Origin of the sequence: Hymenobacter profundi, assembly GCF_019334315.1 — a bacterium.
GTDB lineage: Bacteria > Bacteroidota > Bacteroidia > Cytophagales > Hymenobacteraceae > Hymenobacter > Hymenobacter profundi.
In genome coordinates this window covers 20,445-44,020 of record NZ_JAHWGL010000022.1, presented here as the reverse complement: position 1 = coordinate 44,020, position 23,576 = coordinate 20,445, and the positions used below count along the sequence as shown (strand labels likewise).

Genomic DNA, 23,576 nt, shown 5'->3' with positions numbered 1-23,576 from the left:
ACTACCGCAAAATCGTGACGGTGCCGTGGTCTACCGTGCGTTGGCCAGTGGCATCCGTTGCCTCGAAGCGCCATACATAAGTAGCAGGTACTGGTAGGCGCCCGCCTATGCGGCCATCCCAGGTCTGGGAACGGTCGGTGGCCCGAAATACCTCCTGGCCACTTCGGTCTACCACTACCAGTAGAAAAGGGCCGAGAAAGCGGCCTTTCACGCCAAAGACATCATTCTGGCCGTCGCCATTGGGCGAAAACGCGTTGGGAATGACTACTTGCAGGCGACGCGCCACCGTGGCCACGTTGGAATAACTGGGCGCCGGCAGGCCGCCTCCTGTGGCCTCTATCCGGTAGCGCAGTACCTGTTGGTCGGCTGTGGGCTGGTCGAGGGTAGTAGGCAGCGTCACGACGCGAGCATTAAGCACCGTATTGTCGGGGGCTAGAGTGAGCAGGCGGTAGGTGACCGGCATGGCGGGGGTAGGCGCACCGAGAGCCGTCCAGGTCAGGCGCACGGTGGTACCTTCTGGGATAGTAGATTCAGCCGTCAGGACGACGGGGCATACGGCTGCGCTGGGAGCTGAGGTATTGCCGCAGGCATCGCGCACGGTGGCCGTATAGCACGCCCGCGCTGGCGTCGCCTGCGTGGAATCATGCAATGAACGGGCCGTGGTGGTAGCTAGCGTAGCGGCATCGCGCAGGTAGGTATACTGCAAACTGCCGCTTGCAGGGCCGCTCACCGACAGTTCTACCTGATTGCGAAGCGTATAGCTGGCCAGCAGCACCGGCGCGGGTGGCGCGTCCGTCGAAACCGCCGTTGCGCGCACCTCACTGGATTCTGATACGCCACCGCCAGTGGCCCGCACCCGGTAGGCGTAGCTGGTGCCGCACGTCACGGCCGCATCGGCGTAGCGGGTGGTGCCGGCGGGCAGCTGTGCTACTACCTGCCCATCGCGCACCACCTCAAAAGGCCCGGCTTGGTCGGTGGTCCAGGTAAGTAGGTTCTGGTTATTCTGGGCAGTGGCAGTGAGAGCCACCGTGCACAGCTCGTTGGATGGTAGGTTGGTAACGGAAGGCTGACAGGCATCTGTTTGCAGTAGTCGATAGCAGCCCGGCACAGTTGCATTGGGCAGCGAGTAGGTGGAAGCCGCCGCCGAAAGAGCCGTCAGGGTGCGGTAGCCGCCGGGCGCGCTGGCGTCGCGCAGCTGCAAGCTGTACTGATACCCAGCCTGCAACCCCGCAAACGTGAGCTGGGCCGTGGTGCCGTTCAGGCTCAGCCGCTGAAACTGCGCTGCCTGGGCCAGAGCGGGCGGCGTAAACGACTGCGTAGCCGTGTTGCTGCACAGGGTAGCCGCCACGTAGTAGCCTGCCACAGTCACGGTGCTGGGGCTGCTGGCCGGAACAGGGTAGGTAGTCGTTGTATTGCGGGTAGCCGCCACGGCCGGGCCGCTGCCTACCTGCACCGTATACCGGTCGTAGGTAGGGTCGGTGATGGTGACTTGCACCGCGCCCGGCGTGCAGCTCACGAGCGAGAAGGTAGGCGGTGGCGAAGTTTTCACCTCAAAAGCCGGATACGCCACCAACAGCCCCGAGGAGCCGCCACCCGTCTGGTTCTGGTTGATATTGACCGTCAGTACTATCGGGCCGGCGGTGGTAGGGGTGTAAAACGAGGTGGTATCTGTAAATCCGCGGCACGCTACGCTGGCTTGCCACTGGTAAAACACCTGGCCGGATACGAGGCGCGGATTGCTGGCATCTACAATCCGGATGCGCTTGCCCACACACAAAAACCGGTCGGTGATTTCCTGTTTGGTTTCGACGTCAAAAAACCGGAAGCGCGCCTGCTCCGAGGGCGGTGAGGTAGGGCATTGCGCCCGTGCCGCCGTCAGCCCGACGATGTTCAGCAATCCACACAAAAAGAGTTGGTAGAGTTTCACGAAGTGTTAACGGCGGCCAAGCCTGATTGCGTGTCTGAAACAGTCGAAGAATAGATAAGCCCAGCTTAAACACCCTGACCCGGATGAGCGTAACGGCGCACAAACTGCGCGGCTGCGTGCACTACCGGGTACACAAGCTGCTGCTCAACGAGCGGCGGTAGTTTTTCGCGGGCATCCAGTACCAAGTGTGCCGCGTCTGGCGGCTGCGCAGGTAGCTGTTGCGAAGTCAAGACTAACTCAATACCAAGCAATTGCTCCGCGTTGTCGAGTAGCTGATACGTACTGAGTGCGACATCAGCGCTGGGGTTGCTATAGCGGCTATCTGCTGACAGCAGCACGGCGCAAAGCTGATTATTCTGCCGCAGTAAGCTGCCAACCGGGTGGCGTAGGCCGGCCAGCGTATGAGATGCACTTTGTAGCAGCTGTTCCGTGCGCCCGGCCGAGTGGCTACCCAACTCGGCTACCGTCAGCAACAGTGTCCGCAGGGCCAACGAAATGTCTGCCGCGGCTGGTGTGGGAAGATTGCTTGCCAGGGTAGGCTGCTTATCGGGGGTAGGAGCAGTAAACGCTGCCTCTATGGCTTGCTGCACATAGGCCAGCGCCGCATGGCAGGCTGTATGGGTAGGCGAAGCAATTAACTCTTCACCACCCCGCAACACAGCCAACGACAAGGAGCTGAGCTTGTCAGCCACCAACAGCAGGTGCTCAGCCCGTAGCCACGCCCGCACCGCGTAGGCCAGCGTGAAACTCGCTCCGGTCAGTAGCATTGTCGCGTCCGCATCAGCTTGTGGCAGGGGTGCCCAGCCAAATAGCTCCAGTACGTCGCTCGTTTGCAGGCGGTAGCCCTGGTAGTTCACCTCGCCCAAGCCAAACAGGGGCAGGCTCAAATGGGCCAGCCCAGCCTGGTCGCCGCCTTGCTGGTAGACCACGGGTAGCACCTCGCGGTTGTAGAAGTCGAGTAGGCGGCGCACGGTGGCGGCCGAAGCACCGCGCCGCTGCTGCTGCCCGGCTTGGAGCAGCAACATGAGGCGCACCAACTCGCCAGGCACTTCGGCGCCTACCCCGCAGGCGGCCGCCAGGAGCGGTGCAGCCGACGCTGTAGTGTCCGGGCTGGAAGTTGGAACACCGCCAGCATCCGTCACCACGCGGGCATCGCTGGCTAGCAGTGTGCGCAGGGTAGGCAGCGTGAGCGGAGTGGTAGGAGTAAGGAGGAAGTCCTCGGCCATACGTGTCTTACTTTGTTAGCTCCGCGAGTGCATCAGCCAGCGAAACAGTCCGTTCTTCACCGGTACGCATGGTTTTCAGCTTGAACTGCCCAGCCGCCCGTTCCTCCGAGCCTTGCAGCAGCACGTAAGGAATACCTTTCTGGTCGGCGTATTGAAACTGCTTTTTCAGTTTACCGGCCTCCGGGTACAGCTCGCTGGCAATACCAGCGTCGCGCAACTGGCGCAGCACGGGGAGCACGGCGGTTTCGCTCTCGGCGTCGAAATTAACCAGCAGACAGCGCGTGGTAGTGGTGGCGTCGGTGGGGAAAAGTTGCAACTCGTCGAGACAATCGTAGAGCCGGTCGACGCCGAAGGAAAACCCTACCCCCGATACGCCCGGCAGGCCAAAGGCCCCGGTCAGGTTGTCGTAGCGCCCGCCGCCCGACACGCTGCCCATGTTCACATTGTTGATCTTGATTTCGAAGATACAGCCCGTGTAGTAGCTCAGGCCGCGGGCCAGCGTCACGTCGAAATCCAAGTGGTCGAACTGCGAGAAGCCAAAGCCTTGCAGCAGCTCCTGCACGCGTGCCAGATCCTCCAGGCCTTTGTAGCCTTCTTCGTTTTCGGGCGCTACCCCAGCCGTAACAAAAGCGGCCTGCAAGCGCTCCAGCTTCTCGCCAAACGTGCCCTCTACGCCCAGTAACGCAAACAACCGGCCTAGCGCGTCGTCACTGAAGCCTTTCTCACGCAGCTCTTTCTCTACGCCTTCCTGCCCAATTTTGTCGAGCTTGTCGATGGCCGTGAACAGGGTAGTTTCGGTGCCCTCGCCGCCCAGCGCCTGGTAAATGGCGCTCAGCACCCGACGGTGGTTGATTTTGATGGTGAAGTCAGTCAGGCCCAGCCCGTTCAGTACTTCGGACATCATGAGCACAATCTCGGCCTCGCAGAGCAGCGAGTCGGTGCCCACCACGTCGGCGTCGCACTGGTAGAACTCGCGGTAGCGGCCGCGCTGGGGGCGGTCGGCGCGCCACACGGGCTGGATCTGGTAGCGTTTGAAGGGGAACGTGAGCGTGCCCCGGTTCATCACCACGTAGCGGGCAAACGGCACCGTCAGGTCGTAGCGCAGGCCTTTCTCCGCGATTTTGGGTAGCACCTGTTTGGCACCGGCGAGCAAGTCGTCGGGCGTCACTTCCTCTTTCACCACATCGCCCTTCTGCTTTTTCAGGAAGTTGCCCGAGTTGAGCACCTTGAACAACAGCTGGTCGCCTTCCTCGCCGTACTTACCCGTCAGCACCGACAGGTTTTCGAGGGTAGGGGTTTCGAGCGGAGCATAGCCAAACTTCTCGAACGTGCGGCGAATGATGCCAAAAATATAGTTGCGGCGGACCACTACGGCCGGTCCAAAGTCGCGGGTACCTTGCGGTATGCTAGGTTTCATCTGATTCAATTAAAACTTAAGAATCAAAAGTTAAGAATTAAAAAAGCCAGCTATAAGCCAGTTAGCTAATTCTTAATTTTCAACTCTTCCCTTTTAATCCATTAAAGTGAATGAAACCGCGAAGGTACACAAACCCGACCGGCAGACCGATGCCTGGGGCTACAAGCTGATATGGTGGACCTGCCCGGATTCCGTGTCGGGCTGATCGAGGAGGGTGGAGACAATGCTGGGCTGGGAGGCCTCGTCGTGGCGGGCAAATTCGGCCTGAATAGCCTCATTAGCGTGGCAAAGTACCAACTGCCGACCTTGCTGGCGCAGCATGAAAGAGTAGGCCAACAGAATGTCCACAGCATCTTCCGAAAGCTGATCCGTAATCAGACTACAGTCGAGCCAAATAGAGGGTTTGTCGCTACGCGAAGCCCGGTGCAACGACCGTGATAAATCCAACTCCGCCGACTCCGAAGAATCGGAAGCCGGAATCAGCAGGAAGCGGTCGGGCAGTGGGTCGCGGTGAATATGCAGCATCGTAATTTGGATCGATTCGTTACTACCCCGAATGCAAGAGCAGTGAGAATAATGATACTTAAACGGCTAGATTCATATAAAGTGCACGTAAAAGTAGCTTTTTATCGAAAATTATCAGTTTTCATCAAAATAATCCGATAAACCGGCATAAAAACTAACATACTATTATTCAAGTGCTTTAATGGTTCCTTGTTTTAGGAACGTGTTGTACTTGGTAAAGTACAGAACCGGCTAGCGGCGCTTTAAGGGCAGCGCGCAGGCCAGCGCGCCGCAATATGCGGTTCGTCCAGTCGTTGCAAGTGCGCAGTACATGGTAGCGCCCGCGTGCCTCAAAGAAGTGGTCCTGAGCAGTGTAGCCAAGCATAACGGCCGGCACAAAGCGCCCCACAGAATCAGCCTGAAACGAGGCCCGGATGGTAGCCGCCAGGGCCTCATACTGCGCGGCCGAAATGCGCAACGCTGCTACGCGGGTACCGGGCTGCGGTGGCCCGGCACACCAACTCACGTGCAGCAAGGTAGGCGAGGGTAGGGCGGCCCGCAGGGTAGTGCCCACGCCCGGCGTGTGCCCGCCACGGGAGCTGCGGTAAAACCCCGCGTTACCCCACCCAAACGCCACGAAGGGGTAGGCCGCCGGCCGTGCCGGCTGGCCCGACGCGGTGAGCAATGGCCGCCAGTCGAGGCCCGTGCGCGCATCCTGGGTGGGCACCACCACATCGGTATGCAAGCCGTTGGAAGCCACAAAAACCGGAATGCCTCCGGGTGTTTCGCGGAATTTCCGGTTGATGGGCACCAGCGTGCCGGTGAGCAGCAATAAAACCAGGGCAGCAAGCGGCATGGGGTGATGAGGTGATAAGCTGATGTGCTTGTGTGATGATGTATCTGTGTCATCCTGAGCATTCCGCGCATCAAGCGGCGACGAAGGACCTTATCTTGTAAGAACGACTGGCGTACCAACGACTCGTTCAACTGGCATAAGGTCCTTCGTCGCCGCTTGATGCGCGGAATGCTCAGGATGAAACAGATACATCAACTCACCAACACATCAATAATCAACCCATCAACTCATCAGCCTTAGCCACCGAAACCGCCGCCACCGCCCTGTGGCCCCTGGTCGATTTTCTTGGAGGGCTTGCTGTTGCCGAAGAACCAGGTGAAGCCGAGGTAGCCCACGCGCGTTTCGTACTTGGTGCGGAAGTTGGATTCCAGGCCGTCAGAATACAGTTGGGTGTAGTTGCGACGGGTGTTGAAGATGTCGCTTACCCGCAGGGTAAGGGCGGCGCGGTCTTCGAACAGGCGCTGGCGCAGGGCCACATCAATGCCGTGGAAAGCAGCCAAGCGGCCCTGGGCCGTGAGTTGCGGCGCCCGATAATTAGCAGTAAGCTGCACATCAAGCTGTTTGGTGGGCGTGAAGCTGTTCATCAGGCGAGCCGTGCCCGTGACGGTGCTGCGGTTGCGGCCGTCGCCTAGGAAGCTGGTCACCTCATTGCGGTATACCGAGCCGCTGGCCGTGATTTTCCACCACTTTGCAAGGGGCTGATTCAACGACATTTCCAGGCCGTAGTTGTTGGTTTGGCCGAAGTTCTGGTAGCTGGTGCGGGTGATGAAATCGGGTTGGCCACTGAGGCGAGTAGCCGCCGTGTCGATGGCGCGGATGGCCTGGATGGCATCCGTGGTCTGGCGCCAGAACAGTGTGGTCGTCAGCGAGGTCTGCTTCCAGGTGGCTTGGTGGCCCAGCTCCACCGAGTTGATGAACTCGGGCCGCAGCACGGGGTTGCCGATGCGGTAGTTGCGCTGGTCGTTGTAGATGGGTAGGGCCAGCACTTGCATGAAGTTGGGCCGGTTGAGGCGGCGTGAGTAGCTGAGTTGCAGGCGCTGGTCGCCGGGTAGGGTGCGCACCAAGGTAGCCGTGGGGAACAGGTTGAGGTAGCGCTGGGTGAACTGACCGGTGTTGGGTAGCACGCGCCCATCGAGGGTAGTGTACTCGGCCCGCAGCCCGCCTTGCAGACTCCACTTGCCAAATTCCTGCTGGGCGGTGGCATAGCCGGCCTGCACATGCTGCTGGTAGCGATAGGCAAACGACTGATTGTCAAGACGAACAAAGGCTTCGTTTTCACCGGATTGCAGGAGGTAGTCCGTTGTGCCATCCGACCACCACGACTCGTTGCGCAGGCCCACATCCAAGCGGCCTTTCTCGCCAAGCGGGTGCACGTAGTCGGCTTGGGCTTGCAGTACGTTGATGCCTACGCCATACAGCTGCCGGCGTTCCTGGCGGGGGTAGGAGGCGGGGCCATCCAGCACGCGCTGCCCTACCTGCACATCTACGCCTACATCTACGAGGCTAACGTTGGCGGTCAGCTCGCGGCCTTTGTGCTCGGCCCAGGTGCGGCGGTAGTCCACCGAGTACACCGATTGGTGCTGCTTTTCGTTGGAGTAGCCCAGGTTGCGCAAGGCCAGCGGGGCATCGGTACCACGGGTGAGTATAGTATTCAGATTTTCCCGCGAAGAACCCCGGCTCTGGCTCAGATCGGCCGAAACCGTGATTTTCTGGTCTTTTGTGAGGTCGTAGTCTACCCCGAAGCGGCCGCCGTGGTATTGCTGGTGGCGCAGGCTGCGGCCGTTCTGGTCGGTGCGCGTGGTAAGGCCTTCTACCGTAGCCGCCTGGCGCAGATCCGATTCGCCCCGGTAGTGGTTGTCATTGGCATCGTAGCTGCCGAAGAAGTTGAGTTTACCCAGCTTGCGGTTGGCGCTCAGCGACAGGTTATACTTTTCCCGCGTGCCCAGAATACCGGCTGCCTGGCCATTCCAGCCGTCTTTCTGCTGCTTTTTAAGCGTGATGTTGATGACCCCACCCGCACCGGCCGCGGGGTAGCGCGCCGAGGGGTTGGTAATAACCTCCACGTTCTCGATGCGGCTGGCTGGCAACTGCTCCAGCCGGAAGTTGGATGGAGCCGGCTTGCCATCGAGGTAGATGGCCACGTCGGCGCCGCGCAGGGTAGCCTGCCCGTTTTGGTCCACGGCCACGGAGGGCACGTTTTGCAGCACGTCCACGGCCGTACCGCCGGCGCTGTTTAGGTCCTTGTCCACGTTAATTACCTTCTTATCAAGGTTATCCACCACAGCAGCCCGTTCACCCGTCACAGTCACTTCGCCTAGCTTGGTGGTCGTAGAGGCCAGCCGCAATGTGCCTAAACGCATGGTAGGCGCGGCGGCAGTGATGGTAACCGCCCGGCGCAGGGTGCCGTAGCCCACTGCCGAGGTGCGCAACAGGTAGGAGCCAGGCTGCACGGGCTCTAAGATAAAGGTGCCATTTTCAGCGGTTTGCGTGCCGGTGGCTACTTGGCTGCTGTCCCGCGCTTGCAGAAGCACTACGGTCGTAAAGGGGAGAGGCTGGTTGTTGGCGGCATCGAGTAGCGTGCCGGTTATCGTGCCAGCAGTTTGGGCCCAGGCGGTCAGCGGAAAGAGCATAACGAGGAGCCCCAGGCACCGCAGTGCCCGGCGAAAAGTCAGGAAGGAGTTCATCGGAGTGGTGAGTTGGATGAAAAATCCGGCAATGCGAGGCCAGCCCAACGGCCGCGGTTCCGTCAGGGGGGAGGGGCATTACCACCAGTGTAAGCGCACACGCAGGAGGGAAGCCGCTTGCAAGCAGCTCCACAAACCAGAACACAAAGACTATAACTTGGAAAAGTGTAATTTTACAAGAGCGTAGTCAGCAGCCCAACCCGGTTGGCGGGGCGGTGTCCGGTGGCCGTGGCGGGCGACGCCGGTAGAGAATCGGGCGCCACAGCAGGTATCTTAGGTTAGTGATTCAAAGGTAGTATAAGGTACTATGCAACGCAAGGTACTAGGTAAATTTATTTTCGTTTTTCTATATATGGACCGGAAGAAATGGTATTTGATATGGTAGATGCGAGGTTTCACAGCACGGTTGCCTGCGAATAGCTATTTAGTTGATATACTTTAACTAAAGAATTTTACACGAAGCGAAGGAGCATAAAAGAGGGAGTGAAAAGGAGAACTAACTTTATCAGTTAGCCTGCTCCCTTTCACTCCCTCTTTTATGCTCCTTCGCTTCGGGGCAGAATAAATTGGCTATTTGGCTCCCGGTGCTACTACCTGCCCGTTGCGGAAGGTTTTCTTTTCCTGTACCGCTTTGCCATCAGCTTTGTAATACGTCCACACGCCGGTTTGCTTGCCGTTGCGGAAGGCGCCTGCTTCCTCTAAAGTACCATCCTCGCGCAGCTGGCGGTAGGGGCCGACTTTCAGGCCTTTGGCGTAAGTGGTTTCGCTCTTAAGCTTGCCCGATGGGTAAAACTCTTGCTTCAGGCCGGTTGGGCGGCCGTTTTCATACGTCACGCGGCTTTGCATGGTGCCGTTCTCGAAGTATTCCAGCCGTTCGCCTACCAGCTTGCCGTTTTGGTAGGGGTCTACAAAATGGGGCTGCTTGCCATCGGGGAAAAACGTGCGCCACGTGCCGACCGGTTGGTTGTTTTTGAACTGTTGCTCGGCCTTCAGGGCGCCATTTGGGTAGTAAGTGGTCAGCTTCCGGTCGCGGGCCTGGTTGCTGTACTCGATTTCCTGTTCCACCTTCCCCGACTCGTAGAAATCCTTTTGGGTGCCTACCAGCGTGCCGTTCTTATAGGTCATCGTGCTTTTTACAGCTCCGCTCTCGTAGTACGATTTGGCGGGACCATCGAGGTTGCTGGTGCCGCCCAGGTTGGCCGTGGGGGCTTTGGTGCTGTTGTCGCCCAATGGGTTCGATACGGCTCGTTGCTGGAGGGTAGCCGCGGCATAGCTGCCCTCGGTGCGGAGCTTGCCGGAAGGGTAGTAGCTGCGGTAGGTGCCCTTGCCTTTAGCATCGGCCTGCACCTCGGTTTCTACCTGGCTGTTGGGGTAGTAGGTTTTGTAGGAGCCCGTGAGCAAGCCGCCCCGGTACATCGACTCGCTTTGTAGCTGGCCGTTTTCGTAGTAGGTTTTGGATGGTCCGTTGGGCTGCCCGTTGGCGTAGGTGATTTCGGACCGCACCTTGCCCGACGGATACAACTCCCGCACCGTGCCTGCCGGCTGCCCGTTGGCCAGGGTAGTTTCCATCTTGATTTTGCCATCCGGATGGTAGTAGCGCAGCGTGCCGGTGGGCTGGTCGTTGGTGTAGGTGCCCTCCTGGGCCACCTGGCCCGAGTTGTAGAACGTTTTGAACGGGCCCTGCCGCTCGCCCTGCCGAAAGGTCACTTCTACTCGCTTTTTGCCATCCGGAAAAAACTCCACATAGGCGCTATCTGCTTTGCCAGCGCGGTAGCTGGTTTGAGCTTCCAGCGCACCCGAGCGGTAGAAGCGCTTGTAGGGGCCTTCCATCACGGTGTCGCCGGCCACAATGGCCGAGTATACCTCGCGCACTCTCGTTTTAGTTGAGTCTTGGTACGTGACCAGGCGGCGCAGTTTCTGGGGGTAGGCGAGGGTAGGCAGCAGCAGCAGCGGGAACAGCAAACGTTTCATGCTGGCAAGAACGGAAAGTTGGGGTAGAAAATTTCCCGCCGAGGTTCGCGGAGGCAAAACGTAGAGGTTCCCAGAGTTCAACGACGACTATCGTTAGAACACTGCGAACCTCTACGTTTTGCCTCCGCGAACCTCGGCGGGAAACGTATCAGGCAAACATGCCCACCGCGTCCTTGCTGGGTAGGGCGGTTTTGCCGGTCAGGAATAAATCGACTTGCCGGGCGGCCTCCCTGCCTTCCGAAATAGCCCATACCACCAACGACTGGCCCCGGCGCGCATCGCCAGCCACAAACACCTTGTCTACGTTGGTGCGGTAGTCGCGCTCAGTGGCCTGCACGTGGCCACGCTCATCCAGCTCTACCTTCAAGTCGGTGAGCAGGCCATCATGCCGCGGGTGCAGGTAGCCGATAGCCAGGAAAGCCAACTGAGCCGGAATTTCGCGCTCCGAGCCAGCAATTTCCTCGAACTTGATGCGCTTGCCCCGCTCGTCGGTTTCCCAGGTGATGTCCGTCACCAGCAAGGCCCGTAGGTTGCCCTGCATATCACCCAAAAACGCCTTGGTATTCACGCCCCAGTGCCGCTCGCAGCCTTCTTCGTGCGAGCTGGTAGTGCTCATTAGCAAGGGGTAGGTAGGCCAGGGCATGTGCTTAGTGCGCTCGGTGGGCGGCTCCATCATCATGGCAAACTGCCGCACCGAGTGGGCACCCTGGCGGTTGGCCGTGCCCACGCAGTCGGAGCCCGTGTCGCCACCGCCGATGACCACTACGTCCTGATCGGTGGCCAGAATGGGGTCGTGCGCCCAGTCGGGCTGGCTTACGCGCTTGTTTTGCTGGTTGAGGTAGTCCATGGCGAAGTGGATACCGTGCAAGTCGCGGCCCGGAATGGTGAGGTCGCGCGGGATGGTAGCGCCCCCGGCCAGCACCACAGCATCGAAACTATTGGTCAGCTCATCGGCCGAAATGTCTTTGCCTACCTCCACGTTGCACCGGAATACCACGCCGTCTTTTTCCAGCAGCTCAATGCGGCGGTCAATCACCCATTTTTCCAGCTTGAAATCGGGAATGCCGTAGCGCAGCAGGCCGCCCGGCCGGTCGTCGCGCTCGAATACGGTCACGCTGTGGCCGGCCTTAACTAGCTGTGCCGCCGCGGCCAGCCCCGCCGGCCCCGAGCCTACCACGGCCACCGTCCGGCCGGTTTTTAGCAACGGAGCCGTAGGCTGCACAAAGCCTTTCTCGAAGGCAATTTCGATGATGTGCTTTTCGATTTCCTCAATAGCAACCGGCTGGCTATGAATGCTTAGTACGCACGCCGACTCACAGGGCGCGGGGCAGATGCGGCCTGTAAACTCAGGAAAGTTGTTGGTGGAAGCCAGAATACGGTAGGCCTCCTGCCAATCTTGCTGGTATACGGCATCGTTGAACTCGGGGATGATGTTGCCCAGTGGGCAGCCCGAGTGGCAGAACGGAATGCCGCAGTCCATGCAGCGCGCCGCTTGGTGGTTTAGCTCCGCCTCCGAATACATGCCAATAAACTCCTGGTAGTGGCGCACGCGCTCCGTAGGAGCCACTTTGGGAGGTAGGACGCGGGGAAACTCTTTGAAACCGGTGATGTGGGACATGAGAATATGATGTAGCACGAAGCCTGCGCTTCGCATTTCGCTAGACTAAACAGTAAGTGCGCGGTGAGTCAGGTCTGGCGCGAAGCCTGTGCCTCGCGTCAGAGACTACTTCCGCACCGGCTCGTATTTGGCCATTTTCAGCACCTTCTTATACTCCACAGGGAACACCTTGCGGAACTTGCCGGCGGCTTCCTGCCAGTTGCTCAGCAGGTAGGTCGCCAGCTGGCTGCCGGTGAGGTGCTGGTGCTTGCGCAGCAGCGTCTGGATGTGGTCCTCATCCTCGGTGTCGAGGCCTTCCAACTCCACCATTTCCATGTTGCAGTTCTCGCGGAAGGTGCCGTCCTCATCGTACACCCAGGCGATGCCGCCGCTCATGCCGGCCGCGAAGTTGCGGCCAGTTTTGCCCAAAATAAGGGCGCGGCCACCGGTCATGTACTCACAGCCGTGGTCGCCTACCCCTTCCACCACGGCGGTGGCGCCGGAGTTGCGCACCGCAAACCGCTCGCCGGCCTGCCCGCGCACAAACAGCTCGCCGCTGGTAGCGCCGTACAACGCCACGTTGCCGATCAGGATGTTCTGCTCCGGCACGAAACCGCTGTTTTTGGCGGGGTAGATGGTGAGCTGCGCGCCGCTCAGGCCCTTGCCTACGTAGTCGTTGGCTTCGCCTTCCAGCTCAAACGCCAGGCCCTTCACGCAGAATGCCCCGAAGCTCTGCCCGGCCGAGCCCGTGAACTTGTAGTTAATGGTGTTGTCGGGGAGGCCGGCGGCGTGGTAGCGCTTGGTGATTTCGTTGGAAAGCAGCGTGCCCAGGGTGCGGTCGGTGTTCTTGACCGGGAAGGTCGCAAACACCGGCTCGCGCTCTTCTAGGGCTGGTTGGGCGTGCTCCAGCAACTGCCAGTCCAGAATGGTATCGAGGCCGTGGTCTTGGGTTTCGCTGTTGTAGAGAGTGCCGCCGCCGGGGTTCAGCACCAACTGCAACATGCCCGATAGGTCGATGGTGCGGGCTTTCCAGTGGTCGATGTCGTCGCGCACTTTCAGGTATTGCACCTTGCCAATCATCTCGTTCACCGTGCGGAAGCCCAGCTCGGCCATAATCTCGCGCAGCTCCTCGGTCATAAACCGGAACAGGTTCACGATATGGTCGGCCTGACCGGTGAACAGCTTGCGCAGCTCGGGGTCTTGGGTGGCAATACCCACGGGGCAGGTGTTGAGGTGGCATTTGCGCATCATCACGCAGCCACCGGCAATGAGCGCGGCCGTGGCCACGCCCCATTCCTCGGCGCCCAATAGGGCTGCCACAGCTAGGTCGCGACCGGTTTTCACCTGGCCATCGGCTTGCAGCACCACGCGGCTGCGCAGGCGGTTGCGCACCAGGGTCTGGTGGGCTTCGGCCAGACCCAGCTCCCAAGGTAGGCCGGCGTGCTTGATGGAGCTGATGGGCGAGGCGCCCGTGCCGCCGTCGTAGCCGGCAATCAGGATGGCGTCGGCGTGGGCCTTGGCCACCCCGGCGGCAATGGTGCCTACCCCTGCCTTGCTCACCAGCTTCACGTTGATGCGGGCGGCGCGGTTGGCGTTCTTCAGGTCGAAGATCAACTGGGCTAAGTCCTCAATAGAATAGATGTCGTGGTGGGGCGGGGGCGAAATCAGCCCTACCCCCGGCGTGGAGTGGCGCGTCTTGGCAATCCACTCGTCTACCTTATGGCCGGGCAGCTGGCCGCCCTCGCCGGGCTTGGCACCCTGCGCCATCTTGATTTGCAACTCGTCGGCGTTGGTGAGGTAGTGCGCCGTCACGCCGAAGCGGGCCGAGGCAATCTGCTTGATGGCCGAGCGCATGGAGTCGCCGTTGGCCATCTTTTCGTAGCGCATGGGGTCCTCGCCACCCTCGCCGGTGTTACTTTTGCCGCCAATACGGTTCATGGCAATGGCCAGGGTGCTGTGCGCCTCGTGCGAAATCGAGCCAAACGACATGGCGCCGGTAGCAAAGCGGTGCATAATGCTCTCGGCCGGCTCTACCTCGCTCAGCGGCACGGCGCTGCGGTGCTTGGCAAAGTGCAGCAGACCCCGAATGGTGAAGGCCTTTTCGGTCTGCTCGTTGATCTGGCGGGCGTACTTCTGGTACGTCTTGTAGTCGTCGGTGCGGGTGGCGTATTGCAGCAGGTGCACCGTTTGGGGGTTGAACAAGTGCGCCTCGCCCCGGCGCTTCCACTGGTAGAGGCCGCCCTCGGGTAGCAGGCGTACCTGCTCGGGCGAGTTGTCGTGGAAGCCATGGTGGTGCTTATACAGGGTTTCGCGGGCAATTTCATCGAGGCCCAGGCCACCGATGCGCGTCACGGCGCCCGTGAAGTAGCGGTCTACTACCTCTTGGTTGAGGCCCAGAATCTCGAACACCTGCGCGCCATGGTACGATTGCAGGGTAGAGATGCCCATCTTAGAGAAGATCTTGAGCAACCCATCGCACACCGCCTTGATGTAGTTTTTCACCAATGCCGGCGAGTCGAGCTTCGTCTCAAACTGCCCCGCAGCCTGCATGGTCTTGATGGTAGCCAGCGCCAAGTAGGGGTTGATGGCCGTGGCGCCGAAAGCCAGCAAACAGGCAAAGTGGTGCACTTCCCACACGTCACCGGCTTCCACTACCAAGCCCACGGCCCCGCGGTAGCCCTTCCGAATCAGGTGGTGGTGCACGGCCGACACGGCCAGCAGCGACGGAATGGCGGCGTGCTCCGAGTCCAGGGCGCGGTCAGACAGAATCAGCACTTCAAAACCATCTTCTACCGCGTCCTCGGCATAGCGGCACAAGCGGGCCAAACCAGCCTCCAAGGAGCCGGGCTTGCCATCAGCGCGGAAGTAGGTTTGCAGGGTCTTGGCATTGAACATGCCCGTATCGATGCTGCGCAGCTTTTCCAGCTCGGTGTTGGTGAGCACCGGCTGTTGCAGGGCCACGCAGTGGCAGTGCATCTTGTCCTCGTCCAGGATGTTGCCGTTGTTACCCATGAAGGTCGCCAGGCTCATCACCAACCGCTCCCGAATGGGGTCGATGGGCGGGTTGGTTACCTGCGCGAAGAACTGCTTGAAGTAGCTGCTCAGGTGTTGCGGCCGGTCCGACAGCACCGCCAGCGGTACATCGGTTCCCATCGAGCCAATGGGCTCCTTGGCTTCCAAGGCCATCGGTTTAATGAGCGTGTCGATATCCTCCCGGCTGTACCCAAACACTTGGTGGTACTTGAACACGGCCTCCGCATTGAGGCCAGTGAAAGCCAAGCGCGGCTCGGGCAGCTCCTCCAGCCGGATTTTATAGTTTTCCAGCCATTGCCCGTAGGGTTGCCGGCTGGCAATGTGGTGCTTGATTTCCTCGTCGGTGATGATGCGGCCGGCTTCAATATCCACCAGCAGCATCTTGCCCGGCTGCAAGCGGCCCTTGCGCACCACCGTGTGCGCCGGAATATCCAGTACGCCAGCCTCGGAGGCCACAATAATGCGGTTGTCGTTGGTGATGGTGTAGCGCAGAGGTCGCAGACCGTTGCGGTCCAGCATCGAGCCGATGATGTGGCCGTCGGTGAAGGTGAGGGCGGCGGGGCCGTCCCAGGGCGCCATCAGGGTAGCGTTGAACTCGTAGTACGCTTTTTTCAGCGCGTCCATCTGCTCGTTGCCATCCCAGGCCTCGGGCACCAGCATGGTCATCACCTGGGGTAGGGAGCGACCCGAGTGCAGCAGAATCTCAATGATGTTATCCAGGCAAGCCGAGTCCGACTGGTTGTTGTCGATGACGGGCAACAGCAATTCCATTTCCTCCGGCGTGAAATAAGCTGAGGAAATGGAGCGCAAGCCGGCGTAAAACCAGTTCAGGTTGCCGGTGAGGGTGTTAATCTCGCCGTTGTGGGCCAGCATCCGGAAGGGCTGAGCCAGCTTCCAGCTAGGGAAGGTGTTGGTAGAGAAGCGCGAGTGCACCATGCCAAAAGCCGATACCACCCGCGCATCCGACAGGTCGGGGTAGTAGGAGCGCACCTGGTAGGTGGTGAGCTGTCCCTTATATACGATGACGCGGCAAGAGAGCGAAGTGAAGTAGAACGTCTCGTTGCCCAAATCCACCGTCTCGTTCACGCGCTTGTTGATGGCGCGGCGCAGCACGTAGAGCTTGCGCTCAAAATCGTCGTCGGTGGCTAAGCCGGCGGGGCGGCCAAAGAACACCTGCTCCACGTGCGGCTCTGCCGACAGCGCCGTTTCGCCGATACCGGCCGGGTTGACGGGTACTTTGCGAGAGCCCAGCACCGGTACGCCCAGCTGGGCCGCCACTTCCGTAATAATAGTCTTACAAGCGGCATACGTGCCAATTCGCTTGGGTAGGAACAGCATGCCTACCCCATACTGGCCCGGCTCGGGTAGGCGCACGGCCTGATCGATGCACTCGTCGAGCAAAAACTCGTGCGGAAGCTGGAACAAAATGCCCGCGCCGTCGCCCGAGTCGGAGTCGCAGCCACAGGCGCCGCGGTGCTCCATGTTCTCGAGCATGGTGAGGGCATCGGAGATGGTTTGATGGGATTTTTGTCCGTCAATGGCCGTTATAAAGCCCGTGCCGCAGGAGTCGTGTTCGAATTCCGGACGGTACAGTCCCTGCTGGTTGTCACCGGTAAGTTTCATCGCGAAAGAATAGCCTGATACCGCAACCAGAAGTAGTGCAGCCTAGCTAAAAATTTAAGTTATAACAAAATGTTCGATTTGCCATACGGGTAGCTTGTTTTAGTGGTATTATTTATATTATTTTCAATAAAAATGGGTTTTTTCGATAAAATGATGCTTCAGTTATAAGTGCTCTTAGCATGATGAAGATACTGCTGCTCATCCTCCAGTTGCGCCCGTCAACTGCTCGCGCGCGCTCCCGGAACGACGACGCTGCGTAACAGCAGTAACTTAAAAAAAACGCCACGCAACCCTGCGTATTCCTCAGGGTGCGTGGCGTGGAGTGCGTAAGGCCTTGGAGCTAGGGCTACCGCAGCTGCTCTATTACAAATTTACTCGGCGTATTATAATAGTAAATACTCGCACTTGGTGTGGTGCTGCTGATGCATAGTAGGCCGTTGCTACCATCCTGGAACAAGCGGTACGGGTAGGCTTTCGTTTTGATGGAGCGTGTTTGCACGTAGTTATTGTTGGTGTACACCTCCACGCTTTTGGTGCTAGTGCCTGCGTAGATATATCGCTCGGCGGCATCAATAAGGAAACTGGTGTAGGCCAGATTCCCCTTCGGTAGGCTTGCCTCGTAGCCCTGGGAAATAGAATAGATAACGCCCGACGAAGACGACAAGTACTTTCGGCTCGAGGGAAACAGCTCGAGGATGTTGGCATCCAGTGGATAATTGCTGTAATAGCCTTGAGACTGGTTGAGTAAATCGCCTTTTGGAGAAAAACTGTAGTACTGCTGGTTGCTGCTGCCTATGCTCAGCAACTCAGTGTCCGTGTTGGGAATACGCTTGAGGCGCGGGTTACCGCTGGTATAATAGGTGCTCTGCGATACCAGGGTTTTGGAGGCCCGGCTGTATACTTGGACAGGACGATACGGCCAAGACGAGTTGTTGGCCGCTACAAATAGCAGGTCATGATTGGCTACCACGCACGTAGCCGGCGAGCCGACGTTAAACTGATCAATCTTGTCTAGCGTCTCTGCATTATAGATAAAAATCCAGCCATCGTTGCGCGGCACATACAGCTCCGGCGTGCCGTTGTAGGTAGCAAAATCGCAGTACCCGATAGTGGCATCGGTTTTAATGGATTTGGTTACTTGACTTTTGGCAAGATCATATTGTGATATTTTGCCGTCATTCTCGAAGAAATACAATACTCTTCGCTGACTGTCAAACTGAACATCAAATGGAACGGCGTTGATAATTTTAATCTCCGGGCGCTTGTGCGTAACGATGTTGCTGTTAACCATCTGTCCGGAAGTCAATACGCCCACTACCTGGTATTCGAGGGTAGGTACATACGGCACGGCGTCATCCGTAAATTTGGTCGCCAGTGAGGAGCCGGAAGGAGGATAAAAACGATTTAAAATACTTTCTGGTCCATTTGTTTCCTCACGTCGCACTACTCGGTACTCCTTTAGGGTAGCATCTTCCAATTTGGACCAAGTCAGTTTAATAGAGTCGCCGGCCAACACTAAATCCTGCAATACAATTTTGTCGGAGTAGCTTTTTGGCTCATCCGCATCATCTTCTTTTTGACAAGCAAAAAGCGTTAATAAAAGCAAGAAAAACGGTAATAATCTGGGCATTGGTAAAAGAGGTGAAATGAAAATAATTATAAAACAAAGTTATTGAAAACAGGGTAAACAAATAAAATAAGTCTATGCTATTTCTACGTGCCGCTTGCGCGTGCGCGGGCTACCCAGTCACCACCGGCAACGTAAAACAGAATCGGCTGCCGCTGCCCAATTCGCTCTCTACCCACAGCCGGCCGCCTTGGGTGGTAATAAACTCGCGGGCGATGCTCAGCCCCAGCCCCGAGCCGCCCCGGTAGCCCGCCTTGTCCGGAATTTGGGCAAAGCGTTGGAAGATGCGCTCGTGGTGCTCGGCGGCAATGCCGGGGCCATGGTCTACTACCCGCACCTGCACAAAGCCACCGGCAGCGGCGGCAGTTACGGTCAGCACCTCTCCGCTGGGCGAGTAGCGAATAGCGTTAGCAAGCAGGTTGATGAGTACCCAAGTGGTCTTTTCCACGTCGGCACGCACGGGGGGGAGGGTAGGCGGCAGTTCCAACTCTAGCCGGAGCTTTTTGTCAGTGAGCTGGGGACGCACGGTGTCGGTGGCATAAGCTACGATTTCGGCCAGGCTGGTAGGGCGCATATCAAGCTGAATACCGGCCCCGGCATCTAGGCGCGACACGGCCAGCAGCTCGGCCACCATGCGTTGCAGCCGCTGGGTTTCCTGGCGGATGTGGGTGGTCACGCGCTGGCGCTCGTCGGCGGGTAGGCGCTCATCCTGAAGCAGGCGGGCGTTCAGGTTGATGCTCGATAGGGGCGTTTTCAACTCGTGCGACACCGTAGCTAAGAAATCAGACTTCACCTGATCCAGCTTTTTGAAATCCGATACGTTGCGCAGGGTCAACATTTGGCCTACCAACTCGGTTTTGTCGGTGGCCTCATTATAAGAAACGAGGTCTTGCGCGGCCAGCTGATAAAACGCTTCCTCGCCGCGCTGGGCAATGTGCAGCAGAGGAGCTGCCGCCACGGCCGCAGCCTGGTTGGGCGCATCCAGAGGTAGGAGGAGCGTGTGCAGCAAATCGTTTTCGAGGCGCACCTGGGTTGCCGATTGGCCCACGAGCCGGGTGGCGGGTAGGGCCAGCAACTCGCACATCACGGGGTTGGCCAGCAGAATGCGCCGATTTTCATCGAGCAGCAGCAAGCCCTCGTCTAGGGTGTCCACGATGCTGGCGGCGCGGTTGCGCTCCGTAATCAGCTCGGCGGTGGTGGAGGTGCGGTACTCGCGCAGTTGGGCCAGCATCTGGTTGAAGGCCCGCGCTACCTGCCCAAACTCGTCGCGACTTTCCTGCGGAATGGTGGCCGAAAAGTTGCGCTCGGTGGCGTGGCCCAGCGCGGCCGTGAGCTTGCGCAGAGGCTGCACGGCTATTTCGGGCACGCTGCCCGCCAGCGCCAGGGCCAGCAGGGTAGCCAGGGTAATAAACACCAGAAGATTCCGATTGGCCTGGTCGGTGCGCTGGTTGGCGGCTTCCGTTTTGCGGGTAAGCGCCTCCGTGTTCAGGGAAATGACGTGGTAGGTAAGCGCCCGTAGCTCCACCAAGGGAGATGCGGCAACTGATTGCAATTGACCATTTTGCGCAGCCTGTTGGGCTAGCACTAACTGTTGCGTGCCACGTACCAGCGCATCGGCTAGCTGCTGCTCGCCGGGCTCGGTGATGTTGTGGGCTTCCTGCTGCACCAGCTTCATCAGCTGGGCAGTACCGGTGGTGTCTTGGATGGGCTGCCCAGCCAGCTGGTCGAGGCTGCGGAGCATGCGGTGGCCCAGCTCCAGAGAGTATACGTTGGCCGTGAGGGCATCGCGGGAGCTACGGTCGAGCTGGCGCAGTGAGTACCACGCGTAGCCCCCGATGCTGAGCACCAGCAGCAGCATCGCCAAAAAGCCCAGGTTGATTTTCGTTTTAAGATTCATGATGATGCTGTTCGGGAAGTCGGTTCGGTCTTGCGGTGCACGACGCTCAACGCTGTGTTTAATACGTTACCAGATACACGTCGAGGGTAGGGGTGGTGAGGGCCACGGCGCGGAGTAAGTCGTGCGTCACGCTGCGCCGACTGAGCTGGTCCCAAAAGCCTTTTTCGCCGGTGATGCCGCAGATCAGTAGGGTAGCATTTTTTTCCTGCGCCACCCGCCGGATGGCTTCCACCACGTCGTTGTCCTTCACCCGCAAAATCTGGGCGCCCAACTCGGTGGCCAGCTGTAGGTTTTTCAGCAAGTGCCGCTGGGTAGCCAGCCCAATGCGGTCGGCGGTTTCGCGGGCGGTTTGCACGTAGAGCACGTACCACACGGCCGCGCCCAACTGATCGGCCAGGCGCGAGGTTTTGCGAATGATTTCGCGGGCGGCGCGCTCGTTGGAGTTGATGCAGGCCAGCAGCCGGTCGTCGGTGCGGCGGGGGGCGGCCACGGCGGGCGCGCCGCCGGCATCGGAAGCCACCTGCTGGCCCAGTAGCTGCGCTACCTCGCGCACGGCCAAGCGCCGGAGCTGCAACAGGTTTTCGGCCTGAAAAAAGCCGTTGAGGGCCGTGGGTATTTTGGCGGCGTGGTAGATGCGGCCTTCCTCTAGGCGGGTGCGCAGCTCACCCACGGTCAGGTCCACGTTCACTACCTCGTCGGCCTGCCGCAAAAGGCGGTCAGGAATGCGCTCGGTCACGTCGGTGCCGGTGATGCGCAGCACTTGGTCGTGCAGACTTTCCAGGTGTTGCACGTTCACGGCCGTAATCACCGAAATGCCCTGCTGCACCAGGTATTCCACGTCCTGCCAGCGCTTTTCGTGGCGCGAGCCGGGCACGTTGGTGTGGGCCAGCTCATCCACCACCACTACCTGCGGGCGGCGCTGCACAATGGCCTCCAGGTCCATTTCTTCCAGTGCCTTGCCCTTGTAGAACAGCTGCTTGCGCGGCAGCAGGGGCACGTCGCGCAGCTGGGCCACGGTGCCGGCGCGCTGGTGCGTTTCGATGTAGCCCAGCAGCACATCCACGCCGTGCTGGTGCAGGTCGTGGGCTTCTTGCAGCATGCGGTAGGTTTTGCCTACCCCAGCGGCCAGGCCCAGGTACACCTTCAGGGTACCGCGGCGCTTTGCCTGCACAAGGTGCAGAAACCGCTCGGCAGACGTATCGCGCAGGGCTTGCTCGGTGCTGGTCATCGGAGAAAGATTAGTCGCGGGTGAGGTGTAGCTCGGGGCGCGGCGGCATGTGCAGCGGCACGTTTTCCACGGTAAAAGTGCTATTGTCGAGGCCGAAGCTTTCGGTTTCGGATGCGCCCAGCCGCTTCAGCCACCCGTGCAGGCGCAGGGCCATGCGCTGCCAACCGCGCAGCAGGTACTGGTAGGGTAGGGTTTTGTTGAGGATGATAAACTGAAAATCGCCGGTTACATCCTGCCCCCGTAGCGACTCGAAGCGCGACGTGATATCGACCTCGCGCCGCTGCACCAGCTCGGTTACCACCTGGCGGAACATGTAGTTCAGGGCATGATCAACGCGGAAGCCCAGGTAAAAGTCGATGCGAACCAGCTCGTTGGGCAGCACGTGCGTAACGTGGTAGCGACGCGTATACGGCTCGTCGGTCGTCGTCACGTGCACCAGGTAGTACACATCGGCCCGCTTAGGGCGCTTCTTGAAGATGCTGTGAATCACCCCGTTCTCTACCAAATCAGGGTTTTCCGATTTAGTGAGGTATACCAAATGGGTAGCGTATTTGGGCACCGAATGGTCGTTGCTGAGCTGGCGGAGCAGGGGTACCCACTCCGCCAGACCCGTAAACTCGGTCAGCTCGTTGCGAATCCGTTGGCCGGCTATCCAACTCAGCATCACCAGCAGCAATACGGCGGCCAATAGCACACTCAACCACCCGCCGTGGGTGAATTTGGCCAGGTTGGCTATTAAAAACGAGCCCTCAATAACGAAATAGGTGCCAATCAGCGCCACAATCCAGCCAACTGCGGTGCGGCGCAGGCGCAGGTAATAGGCCAGCAACACGGTGGTCATGAGCATGGTGACGGTAACGGCCAGCCCAAACGCGGCCTCCATCCGGCCCGACTCGCGGAAGTAGAGTACCACGCCCACACAGCCGGCGCAGAGCAGCCAGTTCAGGCTGGGCACGTAGGCCTGGCCGCGCAGCTCGGTAGGGTACTGCACCCGTACCTTGGGCCAAAAGTGCAGCCGCAACGCCTCTATCACCAGCGTAAACGACCCCGAAATTAGGGCTTGTGATGCAATAATGGTAGCCAACGTGCACAGCCCAATGGCGGGTAGCAGGGCCCACTGCGGCAGCAGCAGAAAGAACAGGTTTTGCACGCCCAACGGCGGCCCCAAGTGCCGCAGCAGCCACGCGCCCTGCCCCAGGTAGTTGAGAATCAGGCACGTTTTGACGAAAGTCCAAGATCCGTAGATGTTGCGCCTGCCCACATGGCCCATGTCAGCGTACAGCGCCTCGGCCCCGGTGCTGCACAGGAAAATGGAGCCCAGCAGCCAGAACGCGCCGGGCACTTGCGTAATCATGGCCAGGGCGTAGTGCGGACTGAAAGCGCGCAAGATGCTGGGCTCCTGCACCAGATGCACCACGCCTAGCACAGCCAGCATCGAGAAAAACAGCGCCATCACCGGCCCGAAGAGCTTGCCAATTATTTGGGTGCCAAATTGTTGAAACGCAAACAAGGCCACCAGAATGGCTACCACAATAGGCACCGTGTTCAGGTCGGGTTTCAGGATGCGCAGTCCTTCTATGGCCGATGCCACGGAAATAGGCGGCGTAATGATGCCGTCGGCCAGCAGGGCCGCCGCCCCCACAATGGCCGGCAGGTAGAGCCGCCGCACAGGCAACTGCCGCAGCCGGGCGTACAGCGCCAGAATGCCGCCCTCGCCGTGGTTATCGGCCCGTAGCGCAATGAGCACATACTTCACCGTGGTCAGCAGCGTGAGCGTCCAGATGACGCAGGAGATTGTGCCCAGTACCACAGCCTCCGTCACGGGCTGGTGCACAAAGACACCCCGAACGGTATAGAGCGGCGAAGTGCCGATGTCGCCGTACACGATGCCCAGTGCCACCAGCAAGCCCGCCGCCGTCACGCGCTCGTGCACGGAAGTAGTAGCAGAGGGGGAGACGATAGGGGAAACAGCAGTGCTCATGAGAA

General features: G+C 59.4%; 13 protein-coding genes. All 13 read right to left on the bottom strand.

From position 1 onward, the window contains the following. Position 1: 1 nt before the first annotated feature. The 13 genes from KYK14_RS22430 to KYK14_RS07940 all read right to left on the bottom strand — a co-directional run bounded on the left by KYK14_RS22430 (position 2) and on the right by KYK14_RS07940 (position 23,571). Complete coding sequence (locus tag KYK14_RS22430) at positions 2 to 1,927, bottom strand: T9SS type B sorting domain-containing protein (RefSeq protein ID WP_219158339.1); 1,926 nt, start codon at positions 1,925 to 1,927, stop codon at positions 2 to 4. A 65-nt stretch (positions 1,928 to 1,992) separates the two neighbouring features. Further along, positions 1,993 to 3,153, bottom strand: coding sequence for an aromatic amino acid lyase (locus KYK14_RS07995; RefSeq protein WP_219158337.1), 1,161 nt, complete (start codon positions 3,151 to 3,153; stop codon positions 1,993 to 1,995). A 7-nt stretch (positions 3,154 to 3,160) separates the two neighbouring features. Further along, entirely contained in the window at positions 3,161 to 4,579 is a 1,419-nt protein-coding gene (gene hisS, locus KYK14_RS07990) for a histidine--tRNA ligase (protein ID WP_219158335.1), read from the bottom strand. Positions 4,580 to 4,729: 150 nt separating this feature from the next. Then, the gene (locus KYK14_RS07985) at positions 4,730 to 5,095 is read right to left on the bottom strand and encodes a hypothetical protein (protein WP_185283247.1); all 366 of its coding nucleotides are present in this window, start codon (positions 5,093 to 5,095) and stop codon (positions 4,730 to 4,732) included. A 178-nt stretch (positions 5,096 to 5,273) separates the two neighbouring features. Beyond that, positions 5,274 to 5,930 carry a TIGR02117 family protein gene (locus KYK14_RS07980; RefSeq protein WP_219158333.1) on the bottom strand — a complete coding sequence of 219 codons (657 nt, stop codon included), beginning with the start codon at positions 5,928 to 5,930 and terminating at the stop codon, positions 5,274 to 5,276. Positions 5,931 to 6,166: 236 nt separating this feature from the next. After that, positions 6,167 to 8,560 (bottom strand): TonB-dependent receptor, encoded by a 2,394-nt coding sequence (locus KYK14_RS07975; protein ID WP_219158331.1) that lies wholly within the window; start codon positions 8,558 to 8,560, stop codon positions 6,167 to 6,169. A 624-nt stretch (positions 8,561 to 9,184) separates the two neighbouring features. Further along, a complete protein-coding gene (locus KYK14_RS07970; protein WP_219158329.1) occupies positions 9,185 to 10,585 on the bottom strand; it encodes a toxin-antitoxin system YwqK family antitoxin in 1,401 nt (466 codons plus the stop codon). Between the two features lie 148 nt (positions 10,586 to 10,733). Continuing rightward, a complete protein-coding gene (locus KYK14_RS07965; RefSeq protein WP_219158327.1) occupies positions 10,734 to 12,203 on the bottom strand; it encodes a glutamate synthase subunit beta in 1,470 nt (489 codons plus the stop codon). Between the two features lie 105 nt (positions 12,204 to 12,308). After that, the gene (gene gltB, locus KYK14_RS07960) at positions 12,309 to 16,838 is read right to left on the bottom strand and encodes a glutamate synthase large subunit (protein WP_219158325.1); all 4,530 of its coding nucleotides are present in this window, start codon (positions 16,836 to 16,838) and stop codon (positions 12,309 to 12,311) included. 346 nt (positions 16,839 to 17,184) lie between these two features. Continuing rightward, a complete protein-coding gene (locus KYK14_RS07955; protein WP_219158323.1) occupies positions 17,185 to 18,468 on the bottom strand; it encodes a PQQ-binding-like beta-propeller repeat protein in 1,284 nt (427 codons plus the stop codon). A 109-nt stretch (positions 18,469 to 18,577) separates the two neighbouring features. Then, a complete protein-coding gene (locus KYK14_RS07950; protein ID WP_219158321.1) occupies positions 18,578 to 20,362 on the bottom strand; it encodes a HAMP domain-containing sensor histidine kinase in 1,785 nt (594 codons plus the stop codon). Between the two features lie 58 nt (positions 20,363 to 20,420). Next, positions 20,421 to 21,590: a universal stress protein gene (locus KYK14_RS07945; protein WP_219158319.1), complete on the bottom strand. Its 1,170-nt coding sequence runs from the start codon at positions 21,588 to 21,590 to the stop codon at positions 20,421 to 20,423. Between the two features lie 10 nt (positions 21,591 to 21,600). Beyond that, on the bottom strand, positions 21,601 to 23,571 hold the full coding sequence (locus KYK14_RS07940) for a KUP/HAK/KT family potassium transporter (RefSeq protein ID WP_219158317.1): 1,971 nt from the start codon (positions 23,569 to 23,571) through the stop codon (positions 21,601 to 21,603). Positions 23,572 to 23,576 lie beyond the last annotated feature (5 nt).

Bases quoted from the DNA above. Each gene is read 5' to 3' on its own strand.
- KYK14_RS07995 (WP_219158337.1), bottom strand. From the start codon at position 3,153: ATGGCCGAGGACTTCCTCCTTACTCCTACCACTCCGCTCACGCTGCCT.
- KYK14_RS07985 (WP_185283247.1), bottom strand. From the start codon at position 5,095: ATGCTGCATATTCACCGCGACCCACTGCCCGACCGCTTCCTGCTGATT.
- KYK14_RS07980 (WP_219158333.1), bottom strand. From the start codon at position 5,930: ATGCCGCTTGCTGCCCTGGTTTTATTGCTGCTCACCGGCACGCTGGTG.
- KYK14_RS07975 (WP_219158331.1), bottom strand. From the start codon at position 8,560: ATGCTCTTTCCGCTGACCGCCTGGGCCCAAACTGCTGGCACGATAACC.
- KYK14_RS07970 (WP_219158329.1), bottom strand. From the start codon at position 10,585: ATGAAACGTTTGCTGTTCCCGCTGCTGCTGCTGCCTACCCTCGCCTAC.
- KYK14_RS07965 (WP_219158327.1), bottom strand. From the start codon at position 12,203: ATGTCCCACATCACCGGTTTCAAAGAGTTTCCCCGCGTCCTACCTCCC.
- gltB (WP_219158325.1), bottom strand. From the start codon at position 16,838: ATGAAACTTACCGGTGACAACCAGCAGGGACTGTACCGTCCGGAATTC.
- KYK14_RS07955 (WP_219158323.1), bottom strand. From the start codon at position 18,468: ATGCCCAGATTATTACCGTTTTTCTTGCTTTTATTAACGCTTTTTGCT.
- KYK14_RS07950 (WP_219158321.1), bottom strand. From the start codon at position 20,362: ATGAATCTTAAAACGAAAATCAACCTGGGCTTTTTGGCGATGCTGCTG.
- KYK14_RS07945 (WP_219158319.1), bottom strand. From the start codon at position 21,590: ATGACCAGCACCGAGCAAGCCCTGCGCGATACGTCTGCCGAGCGGTTT.
- KYK14_RS07940 (WP_219158317.1), bottom strand. From the start codon at position 23,571: ATGAGCACTGCTGTTTCCCCTATCGTCTCCCCCTCTGCTACTACTTCC.